Consider the following 14,871-nt stretch of genomic DNA (forward strand, 5'->3'; position numbering starts at 1 on the left):
ATACCAAAACCAGATGGTTTCATGCTTTTTTATTGTCAATTATTATTGAATTTTCAAGGTTCATATATAGATTTTCATGTGCGAAGTTTTAGTTACAAATTTATTTTAACAGAAAAATTCTATTTTGTGTTCGTTATTTATTAGTCATTCAATATAAAAAGCGACAAATTGAGATAGTGCCCCAAAAGTCGCTTCTTTAGTATAATTATGGATTTTATATCCTATGATTTTATAACTCTTATTGCATTAAGAACCGCTATTAAAGAAACACCCACATCTGCAAAAACTGCACCCCACATATTAGCAAGACCAAAAGCCCCAAGAACAAGTACAAGTGCCTTTACTCCAAGTGAAAAATATATATTCTGCCATACAATTTTATTGGTAAGCTTTGCTATCTTCATTGCTTCTGATATTTTTGAAGGCTCGTCAGTCATTATGACCACATCTGCTGCCTCTATTGCAGCATCACTTCCAAGTCCTCCCATTGCAACACCTATATCTGCTCTAGCAAGAACAGGAGCATCGTTGATACCATCTCCAACGAAAAGCACTTTTCCTTTTCCCTTGTATTCATCCATGATTTTTTCAAGCTCATATACTTTTTGGTCAGGTAGCAGTTCACTTCTTACAAAATCCATTCCTAGTTCATTTTTAATTTCCTGGGCTGTCTGATCAATGTCTCCTGTAAGCATCCCAATCGATTTCACTCCAGCTTGTCTTAGCCTTGTCACAGCCTCTTTGGCATCATCTTTTAGTTTGTCAAATATAGATATATATCCTTTGTATTCTCCATCTATGGCGATATGAACTACTGTCTTATTATTACTTTGGATTTTGTACTCTATATTATTCGCTTTCATTAGCTTTGCATTTCCTGCAAGTACTTCTTTGCCATCTATTTCAGCCTTGATTCCATGCCCTGCAACCTCATGGTGATAACCTATTTTTTTAAAATCAATTTCATGGGGATATGCCTTTAGTATTGAATTTGCAATAGGGTGATTAGAGCTTTTCTCTGCGTATGCTGCATATTCTAGTAGCTCATCCTTTGATAGATTCGATACAGTGACTATTTCCTGTACCTCAAACTTTCCTTTTGTAAGGGTTCCTGTTTTGTCAAAAACCACTATATCTGAATTCTTTAAACCCTCTAGATAATTCCCACCCTTTACAAGTATTCCATGTTTGGAAGCAGATCCTATCCCTCCAAAGAAACCAAGGGGTATTGAAACTACAAGAGCACAAGGGCATGACACAACCAAAAATACAAGAGCTCTATATATCCACATCTCAAATTCATATCCTAAAAATAATGGAGGAATCAAAGCCAATCCTGCTGCAAAAATAACCACAGCTGGTGTGTAGTATCTAGAAAATTTTGTTATAAATTTTTCAGTCGGAGCTTTTTTAACTGAGGCATTTTCTACCATTTCTAAAATTTTTGTAACAGTGGAATCCTTGAATTCTTTAGTTACTTTGATTTCAAGGGTAGTTTCTTTATTAATATAGCCAGATAAGATTATATCATCTTCCTTTACTATTCTTGGCACAGGCTCTCCAGTAAGATTCGATGTATCTACTTGACCCCTTCCTTTGATTAGTACTCCATCAAGAGGAACCTTTTCTCCAGGTTTTACAACAATTATATCCCCTATTTTTACATCTGCTGGACTTACCTTCAAAATAGAACTTTCTGTTTTTATATTGGCGTAATCAGGTCTTATATCCATAAGCTCTCTTATTGATTTTCTTGATTTCTGAACCGCCATATCCTGAAACATCTCTCCAATATTGAAAAATAGCATTACAGCTACACCTTCAGGGTATTCCCCGATTGCAAATGCTCCCAGAGTTGCAATTGACATTAAAAAGTTCTCATCAAATACTTCTCCTCTAGCTATATTTCTAGCAGATGCTAAAAGTATGTCTTTTCCTACAATGAGATATGCCGTAAGAAATATCATAAATTTGATAATAGGATCGCCCTCATATATTACTCCGAGCAATAATATGATAATGGCAGATAATATCGTCTTCAGTTGTTTAGAATGATATTTAAGGATTGACCATTTTTCATTTAGGTTATGGATTTCTGTATGATCATGACTGTGACTATGACCTTCATTATGATTATGAACTACTTCCTTTTCTTTATTATTTAAATCATTTATATTAGTTAACTCAAGAGGAGCTTGAGGCTTATATTCAAGACTGGCTTTAGGCTCTATTTTTGAGCATAGATCTTTTAGCTTCGATACAACCTCATTTTCTTTATAGTTAGGTCTTATCTTTACATTAACCTTAGCAGAAGCATAATTTACAGCGATTTCTTCAACTCCCTCAAGGGCAGATGCCTTTTCTTCAAATTTATTGCTGCAATTTGCACACATCATTCCATTTATATATAGAGTAAGCATATTTTTATCTCCTTTCCTTTATGTGAAGTATTCCCATGTCAAATATGCTCTTTACATGATCGTCATCTAGAGAGTAATATACGACCTTGCCATCTTTTCTATATTTTACGAGTCTAGCCTGCTTTAATACTCTAAGCTGATGTGAAATAGCCGATTGATTCATACCTAAAAGTACAGCTATATCACAAACACACATTTCAGCTTGAAAAAGAGCATATAATATCTTTATTCTGGTTGTATCTCCAAATACTTTAAAAAAATCAGCTACATCATATAAAAGCTCGTCTTCTGGCATAGAATCTTTTACTTTTTCTACAATTTCCTCATGTATGACATCACAGCTACAAGTTACTATTTTTTCATTCATGCTCTTTCATCTCCTCTTTCTCCTTATTTAAATCAAAATCTTAGTTTTGAATTTCTTTAAAGACGTATTACTTTTATTTAAATACTAATTGTTATAATTAAACAACTGAATATATGAACAACAATTCATATGTTCATATATATAATATACCCTAGCCTTATTTTTTTCAACTGTTATTTAAAAATATTTATATTAAATTTATCTATAGATTTTTAACTTAAATTTATAGAATTTCCTACAAAAAACCTCTAGATAAATACTGTGATTTTAATTAACCACACTATATAAACTAGAGGTATCATAGCGATTTTTTTGGATTTTATATTATTTAAAACTTATATCTATCTCTTCAAATCCCATATCAATGACCATAGTATTGATTAGCGATGCCGCTTGGGACTTTGCCCTATCTAAAATTCCTTTTTCCCTCGCCTCTTGCTCCATTTTTGCCTTTTCCATAATCAATGCATCGTTATAATCTTCTATCTTGATAGGATTAAAAATATTATTGCTTTCATCATAAACTACAAGAGACTCTTCATCTATTACATTTTCTATAATTCTTGGTGATGGAAGTCTTACAGCTACCCTATTTTCAAAGACTTCTATGTCTATCTCATCAAAATCAATTCCGCCTTTTATGTAACCATCATATTTAACTAAAAAATGCTTTCTTGTAAAAGGTACATTTATATCTCCCACAGTTTTTCTATCATCAAAACCTACTACACCAGTATAATTGTACTGAACTAAGGATATTTCCTGTATATCCACTATTCTTTCAAATACAGAGCTTGCTGTATATTCAGGTTTTGTATTTGAAGTAAATGTAATTATAAGAATTCCTATTAATAGAACATTTAACATTATTAAAAATAGATTTATCTTTCCTTTAATTATTTTACCCAATAAAATATCCTCCTCAAATACTAACAATTAAATATTTTGTTTATAAAAAGCTTAGCTTTTCATAATAATATCACAAAAGTCGGATTTTGTATTTACGCTAAAAAGGCAGAAAAGAATCGAAAAAAATTCCTTCTGCCTTTTTATTATTAATAAATTAAGGAGTTAAAAGGTCTTCTCCTGGAGCCCAGTCAGCAGGGCAAAGTCCACCAGCTCTAAGAGCTTGAAGTACTCTTAGTGTTTCTTGGGCACTTCTACCTACGTTAAGATCATGCACAACTGCATATCTTAATATACCTTCAGGATCAACAATAAATAATCCCCTAAGTGCTGCACCATCTTCCTCTATATAAACTCCGTAATCCTTAGATACCTTATGTATAGTATCTGCTCCTATTGGAAAGCTAAGAGTTCCAATTCCACCATCTTTTTCATCAGCCTTTATCCAAGCTTTATGTGAATGCTCGCTATCTGTACTTACTCCTAATATCTCAGCATTTAACTTTTGAAATTCATCATAAAATCTATTCATTGACTTTATTTCAGTAGGGCATACAAAAGTAAAATCTCTAGGGTAGAAGAACATTACAAGCCATTTTCCTTTGTAATCATTAAGGGATATATCTATAAATCTCTCCCCATCTCCAGAAACTCCTGGCATTTTAAAATCAGGTGCTTTAAGTCCAACCATTCTTTGAATCATATTTTTGCCTCCTGTACTTTATTTATTTTAAGGTTAATTATTACCTGGTTCATATTATAAACGATACAACTTTAAAGTTCAATACTATTTTGTAATGATTACAAAATATTTTTTCAGTTGACTTTTCAATCTTAATATCGTAATATATGAATGTGTTAATATTATTGATTAACAATCAATCACAGGAGGATTAATTTCTATGAACAAAAATTTGAACAGTACAGACTCGATATCTAAAAAGAAAAAGCATAAATCACATCAAGGCTGGTCTTGGATTATAATAATAAGCTTTTTCATTCTTTCAATTTATAATGTATATTTTGGATTATTTGGAATCATATGTATGACTATGCCTATGTATCATGCTCTTAAGGGTGAAGGGAAGGCTCACTGCTCTTTTTATTGCCCTAGAGGATCATTTTTAGGTAAGTTTTTAGGAAAGTTTTCAATGCAAAATACCCTTCCTAGCTTTATGAGAACTAAAAAATTCAAAAATGGAATGCTCATACTTATGATTACTATGCTTTCACTCTCTATGATTCATTCCGGAGGGCAAATAGATAAGATTGCATTTGCACTTTTTAGATTTATGTTTGCTTCTTTTATAGTGGGAATTCTGATGGGAGTATTTTTCAAACCAAGATCTTGGTGTCAGATATGTCCGATGGGACATGCAACAGGTCTTATAACTGATATTAAAAAAATGAATAATCCAACTTCAAAAAAATCAGATACTAAAAAAGAAAATAAAATTGCATAATAATTACTTACAAAAAGGGCATATCAAAGCAATATGCTCTTTTTATAAGTATATGTGAGATTTGGGTGAAATTTTTAAAAAGTTCTTTAATAAGTCTTAATATCCTCTGAGTTATAAAGCTTAAACCTATAGTTTATTTTTTGAAAAGCTCATCCTTATCCATAATTCCCATCACAGTTACTTCATTATCTTTTTTTCTAAGTATATAGGTTTTATTTTTCTTTTCATCTACAATCATATAGTCCTGCTTGCCATTCATATTTAGGACAGAATCCCCCATATCCTTTTGTAGAAAATCCAAAAAATCCTTAAGCTCATCCTCTGACAACAAAAATTCTGCTATCTTAAGTGTAAGCTCTTGTCCCTTTATATTAAGTTTATACATAGTCTCCTCCTAAAAAAATTAAATTAAATACATGACTATTATACATTATATTAAAAGAAATATTTAATCTATATATAAAATCAGATATTTCAATTTTTTTTACGTATGTAGCATTTTATTTACTTATGGCGTAAAATTATAATAAGCCCCAAAAGTTGGGTTAAAATATAAATAGTATATCTTGGAGGAAAAATGAGAAGTATTAAAACAACTTTATTTATTATTATGTCTTTTGTAATAGCATTAATATTTTCTAATATCTTATTGAATTTCTTTTACATACAATCTCTTTTAAAAAATAATCCTTTTATTGCAACTCTTTATAATATTATTATTTTTTCTTTATTCGCAATTATATTTGTTCTTTTTGGGATTATAACTAAAATAATTACAAAAGATATTCCTTATATTCAGAAAGGACTTGAACTATTAGTCAGATATGATTACAATGTGGATTTTCTTTTTAATATTAATCCAATTTTTAAAGAAGAAAAAGAAATTTCAGAGACCGTCAATAATGTTTTCAAGGAATATAAATTTTTAGATGAAGTCAAAAGAATTACTGGAAACGGCTATATATTAGATGAGATTCTAGACTCTTTATTTTTTCAGATAAGAAATGTAATGAAAACCGATAGGATTGGAGTTGCATTTATCGATTCTGCAAGCAATAAAATAGTTGCAGAACATGGCGTAATGTCTTATGGAAAAATTCTTCTTGGCCCAGGATTTGAGGTACCTATAGATCAGACATCTTTATCGGATATGATAAAAACTAAAAAGCCGAAAATAATGCATGATATAGACCTTGAGTTTGAGCAAAGACCCTTTAGTCCCTCACTGAGCCTCATAAAAGACGAAGGGATTAACTCTAACATGATAGTCCCTTTGCTAATAGAAGATGCTGTGTTTGGGTTTATATTTTTTAGCTCTGTTCATAAAAATAATTATGATGAAAGCTCTCTAAGACTTGCTGTAAGTATATCAAGGGAAATTTCAACAATAATAGACAAGACCTATCTCACAAAAAAAATGTTCGCAACAATGACTAGAAGCTTTGCAGATCTAGTAGAAAAAAAAGATACAGAAACTGGTGATCACCTTGATAGAATGACACAGTACTCTACAATAATAGCTGAAGGTCTTTTGAATCACACTGACAAGGACTATAACATTTCCCGTCCTTTTGTAAATAAAATAAGAAACAATGCTGCGGTTCATGATATTGGAAAAATTGGAATTCCAGATGAAATACTAAAAAAGCCTGGGAAACTCACAGCTGAGGAATGGGAGATAATGAAACAGCATCCAGATATAGGAGCTGATGTCCTGCTAAACCTTAAAAATGACCTTAAAATATTTAACAGGGATTTTTACAGCACTGCAGTTGAGATTGCCAACTGCCATCATGAAAAATGGAATGGAAGTGGATATCCAAATGGTCTTAAAGGAAAAGAGATACCCCTTTCGGCTCGTATAATAGCTTTGGCAGATGTTTTTGATGCCCTTACTTCAAAAAGAGCTTATAAAGTAGACTTTGATTTTGATGAATCGGTGGAGATTATAAAAAGCGATTCTGGTTCTCATTTTGACCCAGTACTTGTGGATATATTCTTAAAAAAACTCCCTGAAATAAAAAGAGTTTATCTGAAAAGCTCACATATTAAAGATTCTAAAGATTTAATAAGCTAATATTTTTATAAACTAATATCTAGGAGAAAATATATGAAATTGCTTAACGAACTTCTTATTATAGTCTTAATTTTTATTACTGGAGAGTATATATCATCTCTCCTGCCTTTTCCCCTTCCTGGCAGTATAGCAGGTATGTTAATACTTCTTTTTTTACTTATTTTTAAAATCATAAAAATAGAGCAGATTAAAAGGATATCCGATTTTTTTCTTGGAAATCTTTCTTTTTTGTTTTTACCTGTAAGTGTTGGGCTTCTTGGCTCTATGGATATATTAAGAGAAAGTGGGGTAAACATACTTATTCTAACCTTTGGAACTACAGTCATAGTAATATATGTTACCGGAGCTATCGTGGAGCTTGTACTTAGACTTCAAAGAAAAGGAGAAAATTAAAGTGGATATTATTGTGGAAAATCAATTTTTTGGCCTAGCCCTGTCAATAATAGCCTTTCAGATAGGTCTGCTCATTTATGGCCGATTTAGGCTACCTATATTCAACCCTCTTTTAATCGCCGCAGGACTCATTATAGGTATTCTGATAGTTTTTGATATTGATGTAGAAAAATATAATAAAGGTGCGAATATAATCCATATGTTTTTAGGACCTGCCACAGTATTGCTTGCAGTACCTCTTTATAGGCAGATTGAAAAAGTAAAGGAAAATGCCCTTCCTATACTCCTTGGCATTACCCTTGGAAGCCTTAGCTCTATAATTTCTGTTGCTTTGTTTTCGAGACTTTTGGGCTTAGATGAAATTTTGCTAAGATCCTTAGTTGCTAAATCAGTAACTACACCAATAGGTATAGAGGTTACAAACAGTCTTGGCGGCCTTCCTCCAGTTACTGTGCTTTCAATTATAATCACAGGTATCACAGGTGCAGCTATTGGCCCTGCACTTTGCAAACTATTAGGTATAAAAAATAAAATAGCAGTAGGTGTTGCTCTTGGTACTGCTTCCCATGGTGTAGGTACTTCAAAAGCACTTGAGCTAGGTGAAACTGAAGGTGCTATGAGTAGTCTTTCTATTGGACTTGCTGGTCTTATTACTGTTTTTTTAATGCCAATAGTATTTCCATTTGTTTTAAAAATAATCAATTAGCCAATGAAATATTTTTATGAGATATAAATCATCCTTAAATCACAATAAAAAAAACATGGATTATCAGACATTACACTTTATATGCCTGATAATCCATGCTTTATATTAACTAAATATTTTTAAAAGGAGGGTTCAAAACCTTTAGTTATTATTTATTCTTTGATTTCTTTGCATCATATGTCCATTTCCAAAACCGTTTCCGCCTCCAATTTTTTCACCATTTCCATTTCCTCTGCCCATTCCTGCACCCATTCCAAGACCTAGATTTCTCTCACCTCTATGGATACCAGTACCATCACAGCTTCCTTGGTTTTCTACCATATTTTTATATATTTCATCTGCCTGTTCCTGAGTAATTCTGCCTTCAGCCACTCTTTGATCAAGAATTGCCTTTTTATTTGCAAGCATCTCTTGTCTAAACTCCTCTGATACACCTTCTTTTTCAGCAAGCTCTCCAAACTTCATACTTCCTTTAGACTCATACAGACTCTCTACTGAAGTTCCTGTAATTCTTGAAAGAATTTCTGCTGGTGAAGATATTTCCGTGGCATATACACCTATTCCTGCTGATGCAACAAGTGTTGTAACTCCTAAAGCAAGTGCTATGTTTTTTATTTTTTTCATCACAATTCATCTCCTTTAAGTATTTTTTTAAATTAGGAAAGCTTTATTGCTTATCCTTTGATATTAGTATACGAAGAGAATGTGATAGAATTATGGTCAAATAATTATTTTAAAAATAAAATTTATACTTCTATCATTTGAATATTTTTTGAGTTTTTCTTAAGCCTCAGTTGCTGTTTTTCTGGTCCATATATAGACACACACTGTAGTTGCAATAAAAAATAGCATTATCTTCAAATGAACAGGATTAATAAAAAATATAATGGAGCTACCTACTGTCACTATTATAAGGCTAATAGCTTTTATCTTAGCTTTCATAGGTATCCCTCTTCCAGATACATATCCATGTACATATGGACCTAAATATTTATTTTCCAGAACAAAGTTATATAGTTTATCACTGCTTTTCATATAACAAAATAGGGATATAAGAAGAAATGGAGTAGTTGGTAGTACAGGCAATAATATACCAATTGTTCCAAGTATTAGTGTTATAGTTCCTAAAGCAAGAAGTAATATTTTTATCATCTAACTTTCCTTTCTTTTGTCTATTTCCCTTGTTATCTTTTCTATAAGCTCATTTACCTTAAAGTTTCCTCGCTCTGCTATCATTTCAAGGTTTGCTACAGATGACATAGTCTTAAAAAGAATTGGATTTTTAAGTTTGCTATAATTTGGAGAAAGATCTAAAAGAAACTCTTTAATAAAAGGATATTCCCTAAGCATATATTTCAGTATAGTTTCTTTTGTAAGTCCATATTTATTATGCTGACCTACAGCATGTTCTACTCTATTTTCTTTTGATTCACCTGATTTAGAGTTCCAAGATAATAGTCTTTGACTTCCTGTAAGGCTTCTGATTTTAGTTACATCCTGCATCATTTCAAGTACTCCTCTAAAGTTTCCCTGCTCATCTCTAACCACACTATAATGGATATATATAAACTTGCCTCCCATCTCAAGCCAAAACTCTGCTTCGTCCTGTTCTTTTGCTTTAAATGCCCTTATTATCTCCTCAACCGTTCCTAAACTTTCCCTTGGATGGCAGTTTTGCACCTCTCTGCCTATGACACCTGGACTTCTTGGAAATACTCTATGTTTTGTATCACTATAAAACTTTACTATTTCATTTTCATCCACAAATGACAAATCCACCTGAAGATGCTTAAATATTAGATTAATTTGCTCAAGTGATAGTTTTCCTTGACTTACATCAAATTCATCATCAGACCCTTTATCAAGTATTCCATGTTTTTTTAGTAATAAAGAAAGGTCTTTTACAAGGTCGTTGCTTCCTTTTTCTTCTTTCATTACTTCTTTATATAGAGGCGGAGCATCAATAAGGCAGTAGCCTATCTCGTGATCCCCTTTTCTCATCTTTATAAAGTCAGTTTCATCAAGTAAATCCATTGCAGTTGGATAAAGTATTTCCTCTTCTTTTACCATCATGTCTTCTACAAGCTCTATCACTTCACTTTGAAGCTCTAAAAACTCAATATCTTCATCAGATTCAAGATACATCTTTCCTTTTTTAATTATATCCCTTATATTATTTTCAAGAGTCCACATGACCTTGGATGGCTTATCAAAGCCCTTTCTCTCAAGCTCTGGATAAAGCTGGTTTTGCTTTCTTGAAAAGTGAATATTAATTTCGCTTAGTTTTTCGTATATTTCAATCCACTGATTTTTTATAAACTTCCCAGTAAGCATAGCTTTCATCTGAGCAAGTACCTCTCTTATAGCCTGAGTCTCATCCATATACGTCCTTATTGGATGGCCAAGAGGTACATCTACTTTATCACTTACAAGAAGTCCTTCAAATATTTCAAGTATTTCATCTACTCTATCTGCTATTACATCATCTGAAATGCCATAATTTTGCAGATATTGCTCACATATTGCAAACTCCTGAGCTGTAACGGTTTCTACAGAAGTTCTCATCATTAGTTTAGCTTCCTTCATAGAAATTTCTCCATTTAGATAAGCTAGCTTTATATCCATTATTTTTTTAATTTTTTCACTATCAACATCAAGATGTTCATTCATCTTTATATTCCCTAGTTTATTATTTTCCATATAAACCCTCCTAAATAATTGAAATTCGTTATCAATTATTTAAATCATATCAGTTTACTATGTTTAATTCCGTAACCACTGTTACATTCCTATATTTTTCTATAGAGCACAATATGCATTCCAATTGGAGGGTAATCAAATTCTTCACCAAATATTTCAAATCCCAGTTTTTCATAGTAATCTATTACACTTGTTCTTCCATTACACCAAAGGCATTCTATTCCTTTGGTTTTAAGCTGTTTTATGGCATATTCTATAATCTCTCTTCCAGCTCCTTGTTTTCTATAATTCTCAAGGGTTGCCATTCCTCTTAGCCTAAACTGGTTTTCAAATCCCAAATCTTTATTATTTTCCCTATGAAAAGATGCGATGCTTACAAGCTTTTCATTAGCAAAGGCTCCTAAATGAAAGACCTCCTCACTCTTATCAGTTTCATAGAAGCATTCATCTCTAGTCTGATTTGGTCTTAGTATTTTATGTCTGATATCTATAATCTCATTTAAATTCACTTCTTTAACTAAAAACATAGTTTCCCTCTTTTCTTTTGATTAGTTACTCTTAATTAATATCAAAGAGTTACTTAAGTAACTTCTTTATATATCTATATCACTTATAATACCTTTATGAGCAAACCTAAAACATAGAACTCTATCTAAATTTTTTCTTTTATCTACAGTATTTTTCTTAAAACATAGTCTAGGAGGTACTTTATGGATCCGTTAACACTTTTTTTCCTTTTTCTTTCTGTAGGCTTAGTAGTATGGTCAATAAAAAAAGACAAAGCTAAGACCCTTGCTTCCATGAGAAAATCTAAATCCATGATGAAAGGGATGATGGGCGAGATAATCTCTATAATTTTTATGATAGGATTAATCTTAGCATTTTTGCCACCAGATTCTATAAAAGATATTTTAGGTTCATCAAATGCATTTTTATCAACCATTGGCTCTGCAATTATTGGAAGCATCACACTGATTCCTGCATTTGTAGCATTTCCTCTTGTAGGCTCACTTGTTGATAGTGGGGCTAGTATAATACCAGCTGTAGCCTTTCTTACAACACTTACAATGGTTGGAGTGGTAACTTTTCCCCTTGAGAGACAAGAGTTTGGCCTTAAGTTTGCCCTTACTAGGAATATATTGAGCTTTGTATTTGCACTTTTTATAGCTTTGGGAATGGGGGTAATTCTATGAAGACTTTAAAATTAATAAAAAACAATAAGCTACCCTTCTTCGTCTTAGGTATATACTTTGTATTATTTTTATTTTCTAGGGATAAAGCTATATCAGCCTTTGGAAATAGCCTCTATTATCTTTGGGAAATGATTCAGGTAATGCCTATAGTTTTTGTACTCACTGCCATAATTGAAGCTTGGGTTCCTAAAGATATAATAATTAATCGCTTCGGCGAAAAATCCGGTTTTTCTGGGAATATTTTAGCTCTTATTTTAGGAAGTATATCTGCTGGCCCTATTTATGCCGCTTTTCCAATAAGCAATATGCTACTTTCAAAGGGTGCTAGCATAGCAAACGTAGTGATAATCCTTAGCTCATGGGCAGTTGTTAAGATTCCTATGCTTGCAAATGAAGCTAAATTTTTAGGTCCTTCATTTATGGTTATAAGATGGATACTCACTGTAATTTCTATATTTATAATGGGATATATCACATCTAAGATAGTCAAAAATAAAGACCTTGTATCTAGTAAAAAAAATCTACAGAAAGAAAGTCTTCGAATTAATGAAGCTTATTGTATAGGATGCAGCATCTGCTCTAATCTAGCCCCTGATTATTTTAATATAGAAAATAAAAAAGCTATATTAATTAAGGAATATAATCCTGATTTAAATATAAAGGAAGTGATTTTGGCATCAGAAAAATGTCCTACTAATTCAATTGATATATTTAAATAACAATATCTTTTTATTAATGTGACATTTGTTACGTTTTAAGAAAAATTTAAAGGTTATAATATAAATCAGTAGTGAAAATATTTTCAATTCGAAATTTTCTTGTTTTTATACCGAAGGAGGTAGTAAGTTTGAAAAAATTAATCAAAAACAATGTAAATTGGGTAGGTAAGATTGACTGGGAGCTAAAATCTTTTCATGGAGAGGATTATTCTACTCACAAAGGTTCTACTTACAACTCTTATCTTATAGAGGAAGAAAAAACTGTACTTATCGATACAGTTTGGATGCCTTTTGCAAAAGAATTTGTAGCAAATCTTGAAAAGGAAATAGACCTAAATAAAATAGATTATATTGTAATTAACCACGGAGAAGTTGACCACAGCGGTGCTCTTCCTGAGTTAATGGCAAAGATTCCAGACACTCCTATTTACTGCACCGCAAACGCAGTAAAATCTCTAAAAGGTCAGTATCACAAAGACTGGAACTTTAACGTAGTAAAAACCGGCGATACCCTTTCAGTAGGAAATGGAAAAGACCTTGTATTTGTTGAAATGCCAATGCTTCACTGGCCAGATAGTATGGCAGCTTACTTAACTTCAGATAATATACTCTTTAGTAATGATGCCTTTGGACAGCACTATGCCATAGACAGGCTATTTAATGACTATGCAGATGAATGTACTCTACAGGAAGAAGCTATAAAGTATTATGCAAATATACTCACTCCTTTTAGCGGTATATTAAAGAAAAAACTAGAAGAAATAATATCCCTTAATCTGCCTATAGATATCATAGCAACAAGCCACGGCGTAATTTGGAGAGATAATCCACTTCAAATAGTGGAGCTATATAGCAAGTGGTGTGACAACTATCAGGAAAACCAGATTACGATACTATATGATACTATGTGGGAAGGTACCAAAAAACTTGGAGAAGCTATATTTGAAGGAATAAATCTTGAAGATAAAGACGTTAGAGTAAAAATGTTTCATATAGCAAAGACTGATAAAAATGACCTTATTACGGAAGTTTTCAAATCCAAAACAGTGGTTATGGGATCCCCAACAATCGGAAATAGCATCCTTACACCCGTTGCTGCCCTAATACACCTGATGAAAGAACTAAAATTTAAAAACAAAAAATCTGCCGCTTTTGGATGTTATGGCTGGAGCGGAGAGTCTGTGAAGGTTCTTAATGAAAAAATGAAGGAAGCAGGATTTGAGATAATAGGAGATGGACTGAGAAATCAGTGGAACCCTAACGAAGATGCAATTAAAGATGCTATCGAATTTGGAAAAGCAATAGCTAAAGCTTAAGAATGTAAAAAAAGTATGGATATGATGTCCATACTTTTTTAATATTATATTTTCATTTAATTCAGTTTGATTCAAACTCTTTTTTCAAAGCAAATAACATAATATGATTGTAAAATCATTATTTTCCATAATTTTTTGGAGCTGGAGATTTAATTACGAAAAATTCAAGCACTTCATCATCATGATTGCAAACATTCATCTTTACATTATAAGGTATATTAAGCATAGACCCTTTTTCATACCTATGAAAATCTTGTTCTGAAAGACCAATGGACATAGTTCCCCTTACAATTATCATATATACATTTGAGTTTGAAAAATGCTCTGGAATACATGTATCCTTTGTAAGAATCATATGATTAATATTTACATTTTCATCATCTATAATCCTTTCTACTAACTTTTCATTAATCATGCTAAATTCAAATTTTGTTTCTATCATTTTTTATTTCCTCCTATTTTTATGAATTTTAACAATAAGCTACTTTTTGTACTATATTTATATGATATATTAATAACTTAAACTTCGCACACAAATAAAACCTATGAACCTTGAAAATTCAATAATTGACAGATTAATAGTATACTTTAGACATATAAAACAAGCTTTT

The 14,871-nt window shown here is 31.8% G+C and carries 17 protein-coding genes; 7 read left to right on the forward strand and 10 right to left on the reverse strand.

Features of this window, described 5'->3' with window-relative positions:
• Window positions 1–221: 221 nt before the first annotated feature.
• From J2Z35_RS13655 to J2Z35_RS13670, 4 genes are all read right to left on the reverse strand, one after another.
• Entirely contained in the window at window positions 222–2,420 is a 2,199-nt protein-coding gene (locus tag J2Z35_RS13655) for a heavy metal translocating P-type ATPase (protein WP_209661955.1), read from the reverse strand.
• 4 nt (window positions 2,421–2,424) lie between these two features.
• Window positions 2,425–2,787, reverse strand: coding sequence for an ArsR/SmtB family transcription factor (locus J2Z35_RS13660; protein WP_209661956.1), 363 nt, complete (start codon window positions 2,785–2,787; stop codon window positions 2,425–2,427).
• Window positions 2,788–3,111: 324 nt separating this feature from the next.
• On the reverse strand, window positions 3,112–3,696 hold the full coding sequence (locus tag J2Z35_RS13665; protein ID WP_209661957.1) for a DUF4230 domain-containing protein: 585 nt from the start codon (window positions 3,694–3,696) through the stop codon (window positions 3,112–3,114).
• 154 nt (window positions 3,697–3,850) lie between these two features.
• Complete coding sequence (locus J2Z35_RS13670; protein WP_456298341.1) at window positions 3,851–4,393, reverse strand: peroxiredoxin; 543 nt, start codon at window positions 4,391–4,393, stop codon at window positions 3,851–3,853.
• 202 nt (window positions 4,394–4,595) lie between these two features.
• Here J2Z35_RS13670 and J2Z35_RS13675 point away from each other — a divergent pair, with 202 nt between their 5' ends.
• The gene (locus J2Z35_RS13675; RefSeq protein ID WP_209661959.1) at window positions 4,596–5,156 is read left to right on the forward strand and encodes a 4Fe-4S binding protein; all 561 of its coding nucleotides are present in this window, start codon (window positions 4,596–4,598) and stop codon (window positions 5,154–5,156) included.
• 133 nt (window positions 5,157–5,289) lie between these two features.
• On the opposite strand, the gene J2Z35_RS13680 is transcribed toward J2Z35_RS13675, so the two are convergent.
• Entirely contained in the window at window positions 5,290–5,541 is a 252-nt protein-coding gene (locus tag J2Z35_RS13680) for a hypothetical protein (protein WP_209661960.1), read from the reverse strand.
• Between the two features lie 192 nt (window positions 5,542–5,733).
• Here J2Z35_RS13680 and J2Z35_RS13685 point away from each other — a divergent pair, with 192 nt between their 5' ends.
• The 3 genes from J2Z35_RS13685 to J2Z35_RS13695 are packed head-to-tail and all read left to right on the forward strand — an operon-like array spanning window position 5,734 to window position 8,332.
• Window positions 5,734–7,233, forward strand: coding sequence for an HD domain-containing phosphohydrolase (locus J2Z35_RS13685; RefSeq protein WP_209661961.1), 1,500 nt, complete (start codon window positions 5,734–5,736; stop codon window positions 7,231–7,233).
• A gap of 33 nt (window positions 7,234–7,266) precedes the next feature.
• The gene (locus J2Z35_RS13690) at window positions 7,267–7,626 is read left to right on the forward strand and encodes a CidA/LrgA family protein (RefSeq protein ID WP_209661962.1); all 360 of its coding nucleotides are present in this window, start codon (window positions 7,267–7,269) and stop codon (window positions 7,624–7,626) included.
• A 1-nt stretch (window position 7,627) separates the two neighbouring features.
• Window positions 7,628–8,332 (forward strand): LrgB family protein, encoded by a 705-nt coding sequence (locus J2Z35_RS13695; RefSeq protein WP_330623495.1) that lies wholly within the window; start codon window positions 7,628–7,630, stop codon window positions 8,330–8,332.
• A 141-nt stretch (window positions 8,333–8,473) separates the two neighbouring features.
• Here J2Z35_RS13695 and J2Z35_RS13700 read toward each other — a convergent pair whose 3' ends face one another.
• The 4 genes from J2Z35_RS13700 to J2Z35_RS13715 all read right to left on the reverse strand — a co-directional run bounded on the left by J2Z35_RS13700 (window position 8,474) and on the right by J2Z35_RS13715 (window position 11,559).
• Window positions 8,474–8,956 carry a DUF2680 domain-containing protein gene (locus tag J2Z35_RS13700; RefSeq protein WP_209661964.1) on the reverse strand — a complete coding sequence of 161 codons (483 nt, stop codon included), beginning with the start codon at window positions 8,954–8,956 and terminating at the stop codon, window positions 8,474–8,476.
• A gap of 159 nt (window positions 8,957–9,115) precedes the next feature.
• The gene (locus J2Z35_RS13705) at window positions 9,116–9,484 is read right to left on the reverse strand and encodes a YbaN family protein (RefSeq protein WP_209661965.1); all 369 of its coding nucleotides are present in this window, start codon (window positions 9,482–9,484) and stop codon (window positions 9,116–9,118) included.
• Window positions 9,485–11,032 carry a PAS domain-containing protein gene (locus tag J2Z35_RS13710; protein WP_209661966.1) on the reverse strand — a complete coding sequence of 516 codons (1,548 nt, stop codon included), beginning with the start codon at window positions 11,030–11,032 and terminating at the stop codon, window positions 9,485–9,487.
• An 89-nt stretch (window positions 11,033–11,121) separates the two neighbouring features.
• Window positions 11,122–11,559: a GNAT family N-acetyltransferase gene (locus tag J2Z35_RS13715; protein WP_209661967.1), complete on the reverse strand. Its 438-nt coding sequence runs from the start codon at window positions 11,557–11,559 to the stop codon at window positions 11,122–11,124.
• Between the two features lie 183 nt (window positions 11,560–11,742).
• Here J2Z35_RS13715 and J2Z35_RS13720 point away from each other — a divergent pair, with 183 nt between their 5' ends.
• The 3 genes from J2Z35_RS13720 (at window position 11,743) to J2Z35_RS13730 (ending at window position 14,260) form a co-directional block, all read left to right on the forward strand.
• Window positions 11,743–12,225, forward strand: coding sequence for a permease (locus J2Z35_RS13720; protein ID WP_209661968.1), 483 nt, complete (start codon window positions 11,743–11,745; stop codon window positions 12,223–12,225).
• Complete coding sequence (locus J2Z35_RS13725; RefSeq protein WP_209661969.1) at window positions 12,222–12,944, forward strand: permease; 723 nt, start codon at window positions 12,222–12,224, stop codon at window positions 12,942–12,944. The genes J2Z35_RS13720 and J2Z35_RS13725 overlap by 4 nt, the downstream gene beginning before the upstream one ends.
• Before the next feature lie 128 nt (window positions 12,945–13,072).
• Window positions 13,073–14,260 carry an anaerobic nitric oxide reductase flavorubredoxin gene (locus tag J2Z35_RS13730; RefSeq protein WP_209661970.1) on the forward strand — a complete coding sequence of 396 codons (1,188 nt, stop codon included), beginning with the start codon at window positions 13,073–13,075 and terminating at the stop codon, window positions 14,258–14,260.
• A 118-nt stretch (window positions 14,261–14,378) separates the two neighbouring features.
• Here the strand turns inward: J2Z35_RS13730 and J2Z35_RS13735 are convergent, their stop codons facing one another.
• Window positions 14,379–14,702 carry a cupin domain-containing protein gene (locus J2Z35_RS13735; protein ID WP_209661971.1) on the reverse strand — a complete coding sequence of 108 codons (324 nt, stop codon included), beginning with the start codon at window positions 14,700–14,702 and terminating at the stop codon, window positions 14,379–14,381.
• Window positions 14,703–14,871 lie beyond the last annotated feature (169 nt).

This window comes from Acetoanaerobium pronyense, from assembly GCF_017874355.1.
In the GTDB taxonomy this organism is placed as follows: Bacteria; Bacillota; Clostridia; order Peptostreptococcales; family Filifactoraceae; genus Acetoanaerobium; species Acetoanaerobium pronyense.

What these genes read in the sequence shown, in the direction of transcription:
- J2Z35_RS13660 (WP_209661956.1), bottom strand. Translation starts at nt 2,787, where the DNA reads ATGAATGAAAAAATAGTAACTTGTAGCTGTGATGTCATACATGAGGAA.
- J2Z35_RS13700 (WP_209661964.1), bottom strand. Translation starts at nt 8,956, where the DNA reads ATGAAAAAAATAAAAAACATAGCACTTGCTTTAGGAGTTACAACACTT.
- J2Z35_RS13685 (WP_209661961.1), top strand. Translation starts at nt 5,734, where the DNA reads ATGAGAAGTATTAAAACAACTTTATTTATTATTATGTCTTTTGTAATA.
- J2Z35_RS13735 (WP_209661971.1), bottom strand. Translation starts at nt 14,702, where the DNA reads ATGATAGAAACAAAATTTGAATTTAGCATGATTAATGAAAAGTTAGTA.
- J2Z35_RS13705 (WP_209661965.1), bottom strand. Translation starts at nt 9,484, where the DNA reads ATGATAAAAATATTACTTCTTGCTTTAGGAACTATAACACTAATACTT.
- J2Z35_RS13715 (WP_209661967.1), bottom strand. Translation starts at nt 11,559, where the DNA reads ATGTTTTTAGTTAAAGAAGTGAATTTAAATGAGATTATAGATATCAGA.
- J2Z35_RS13725 (WP_209661969.1), top strand. Translation starts at nt 12,222, where the DNA reads ATGAAGACTTTAAAATTAATAAAAAACAATAAGCTACCCTTCTTCGTC.
- J2Z35_RS13680 (WP_209661960.1), bottom strand. Translation starts at nt 5,541, where the DNA reads ATGTATAAACTTAATATAAAGGGACAAGAGCTTACACTTAAGATAGCA.
- J2Z35_RS13710 (WP_209661966.1), bottom strand. Translation starts at nt 11,032, where the DNA reads ATGGAAAATAATAAACTAGGGAATATAAAGATGAATGAACATCTTGAT.
- J2Z35_RS13675 (WP_209661959.1), top strand. Translation starts at nt 4,596, where the DNA reads ATGAACAAAAATTTGAACAGTACAGACTCGATATCTAAAAAGAAAAAG.
- J2Z35_RS13655 (WP_209661955.1), bottom strand. Translation starts at nt 2,420, where the DNA reads ATGCTTACTCTATATATAAATGGAATGATGTGTGCAAATTGCAGCAAT.
- J2Z35_RS13690 (WP_209661962.1), top strand. Translation starts at nt 7,267, where the DNA reads ATGAAATTGCTTAACGAACTTCTTATTATAGTCTTAATTTTTATTACT.
- J2Z35_RS13720 (WP_209661968.1), top strand. Translation starts at nt 11,743, where the DNA reads ATGGATCCGTTAACACTTTTTTTCCTTTTTCTTTCTGTAGGCTTAGTA.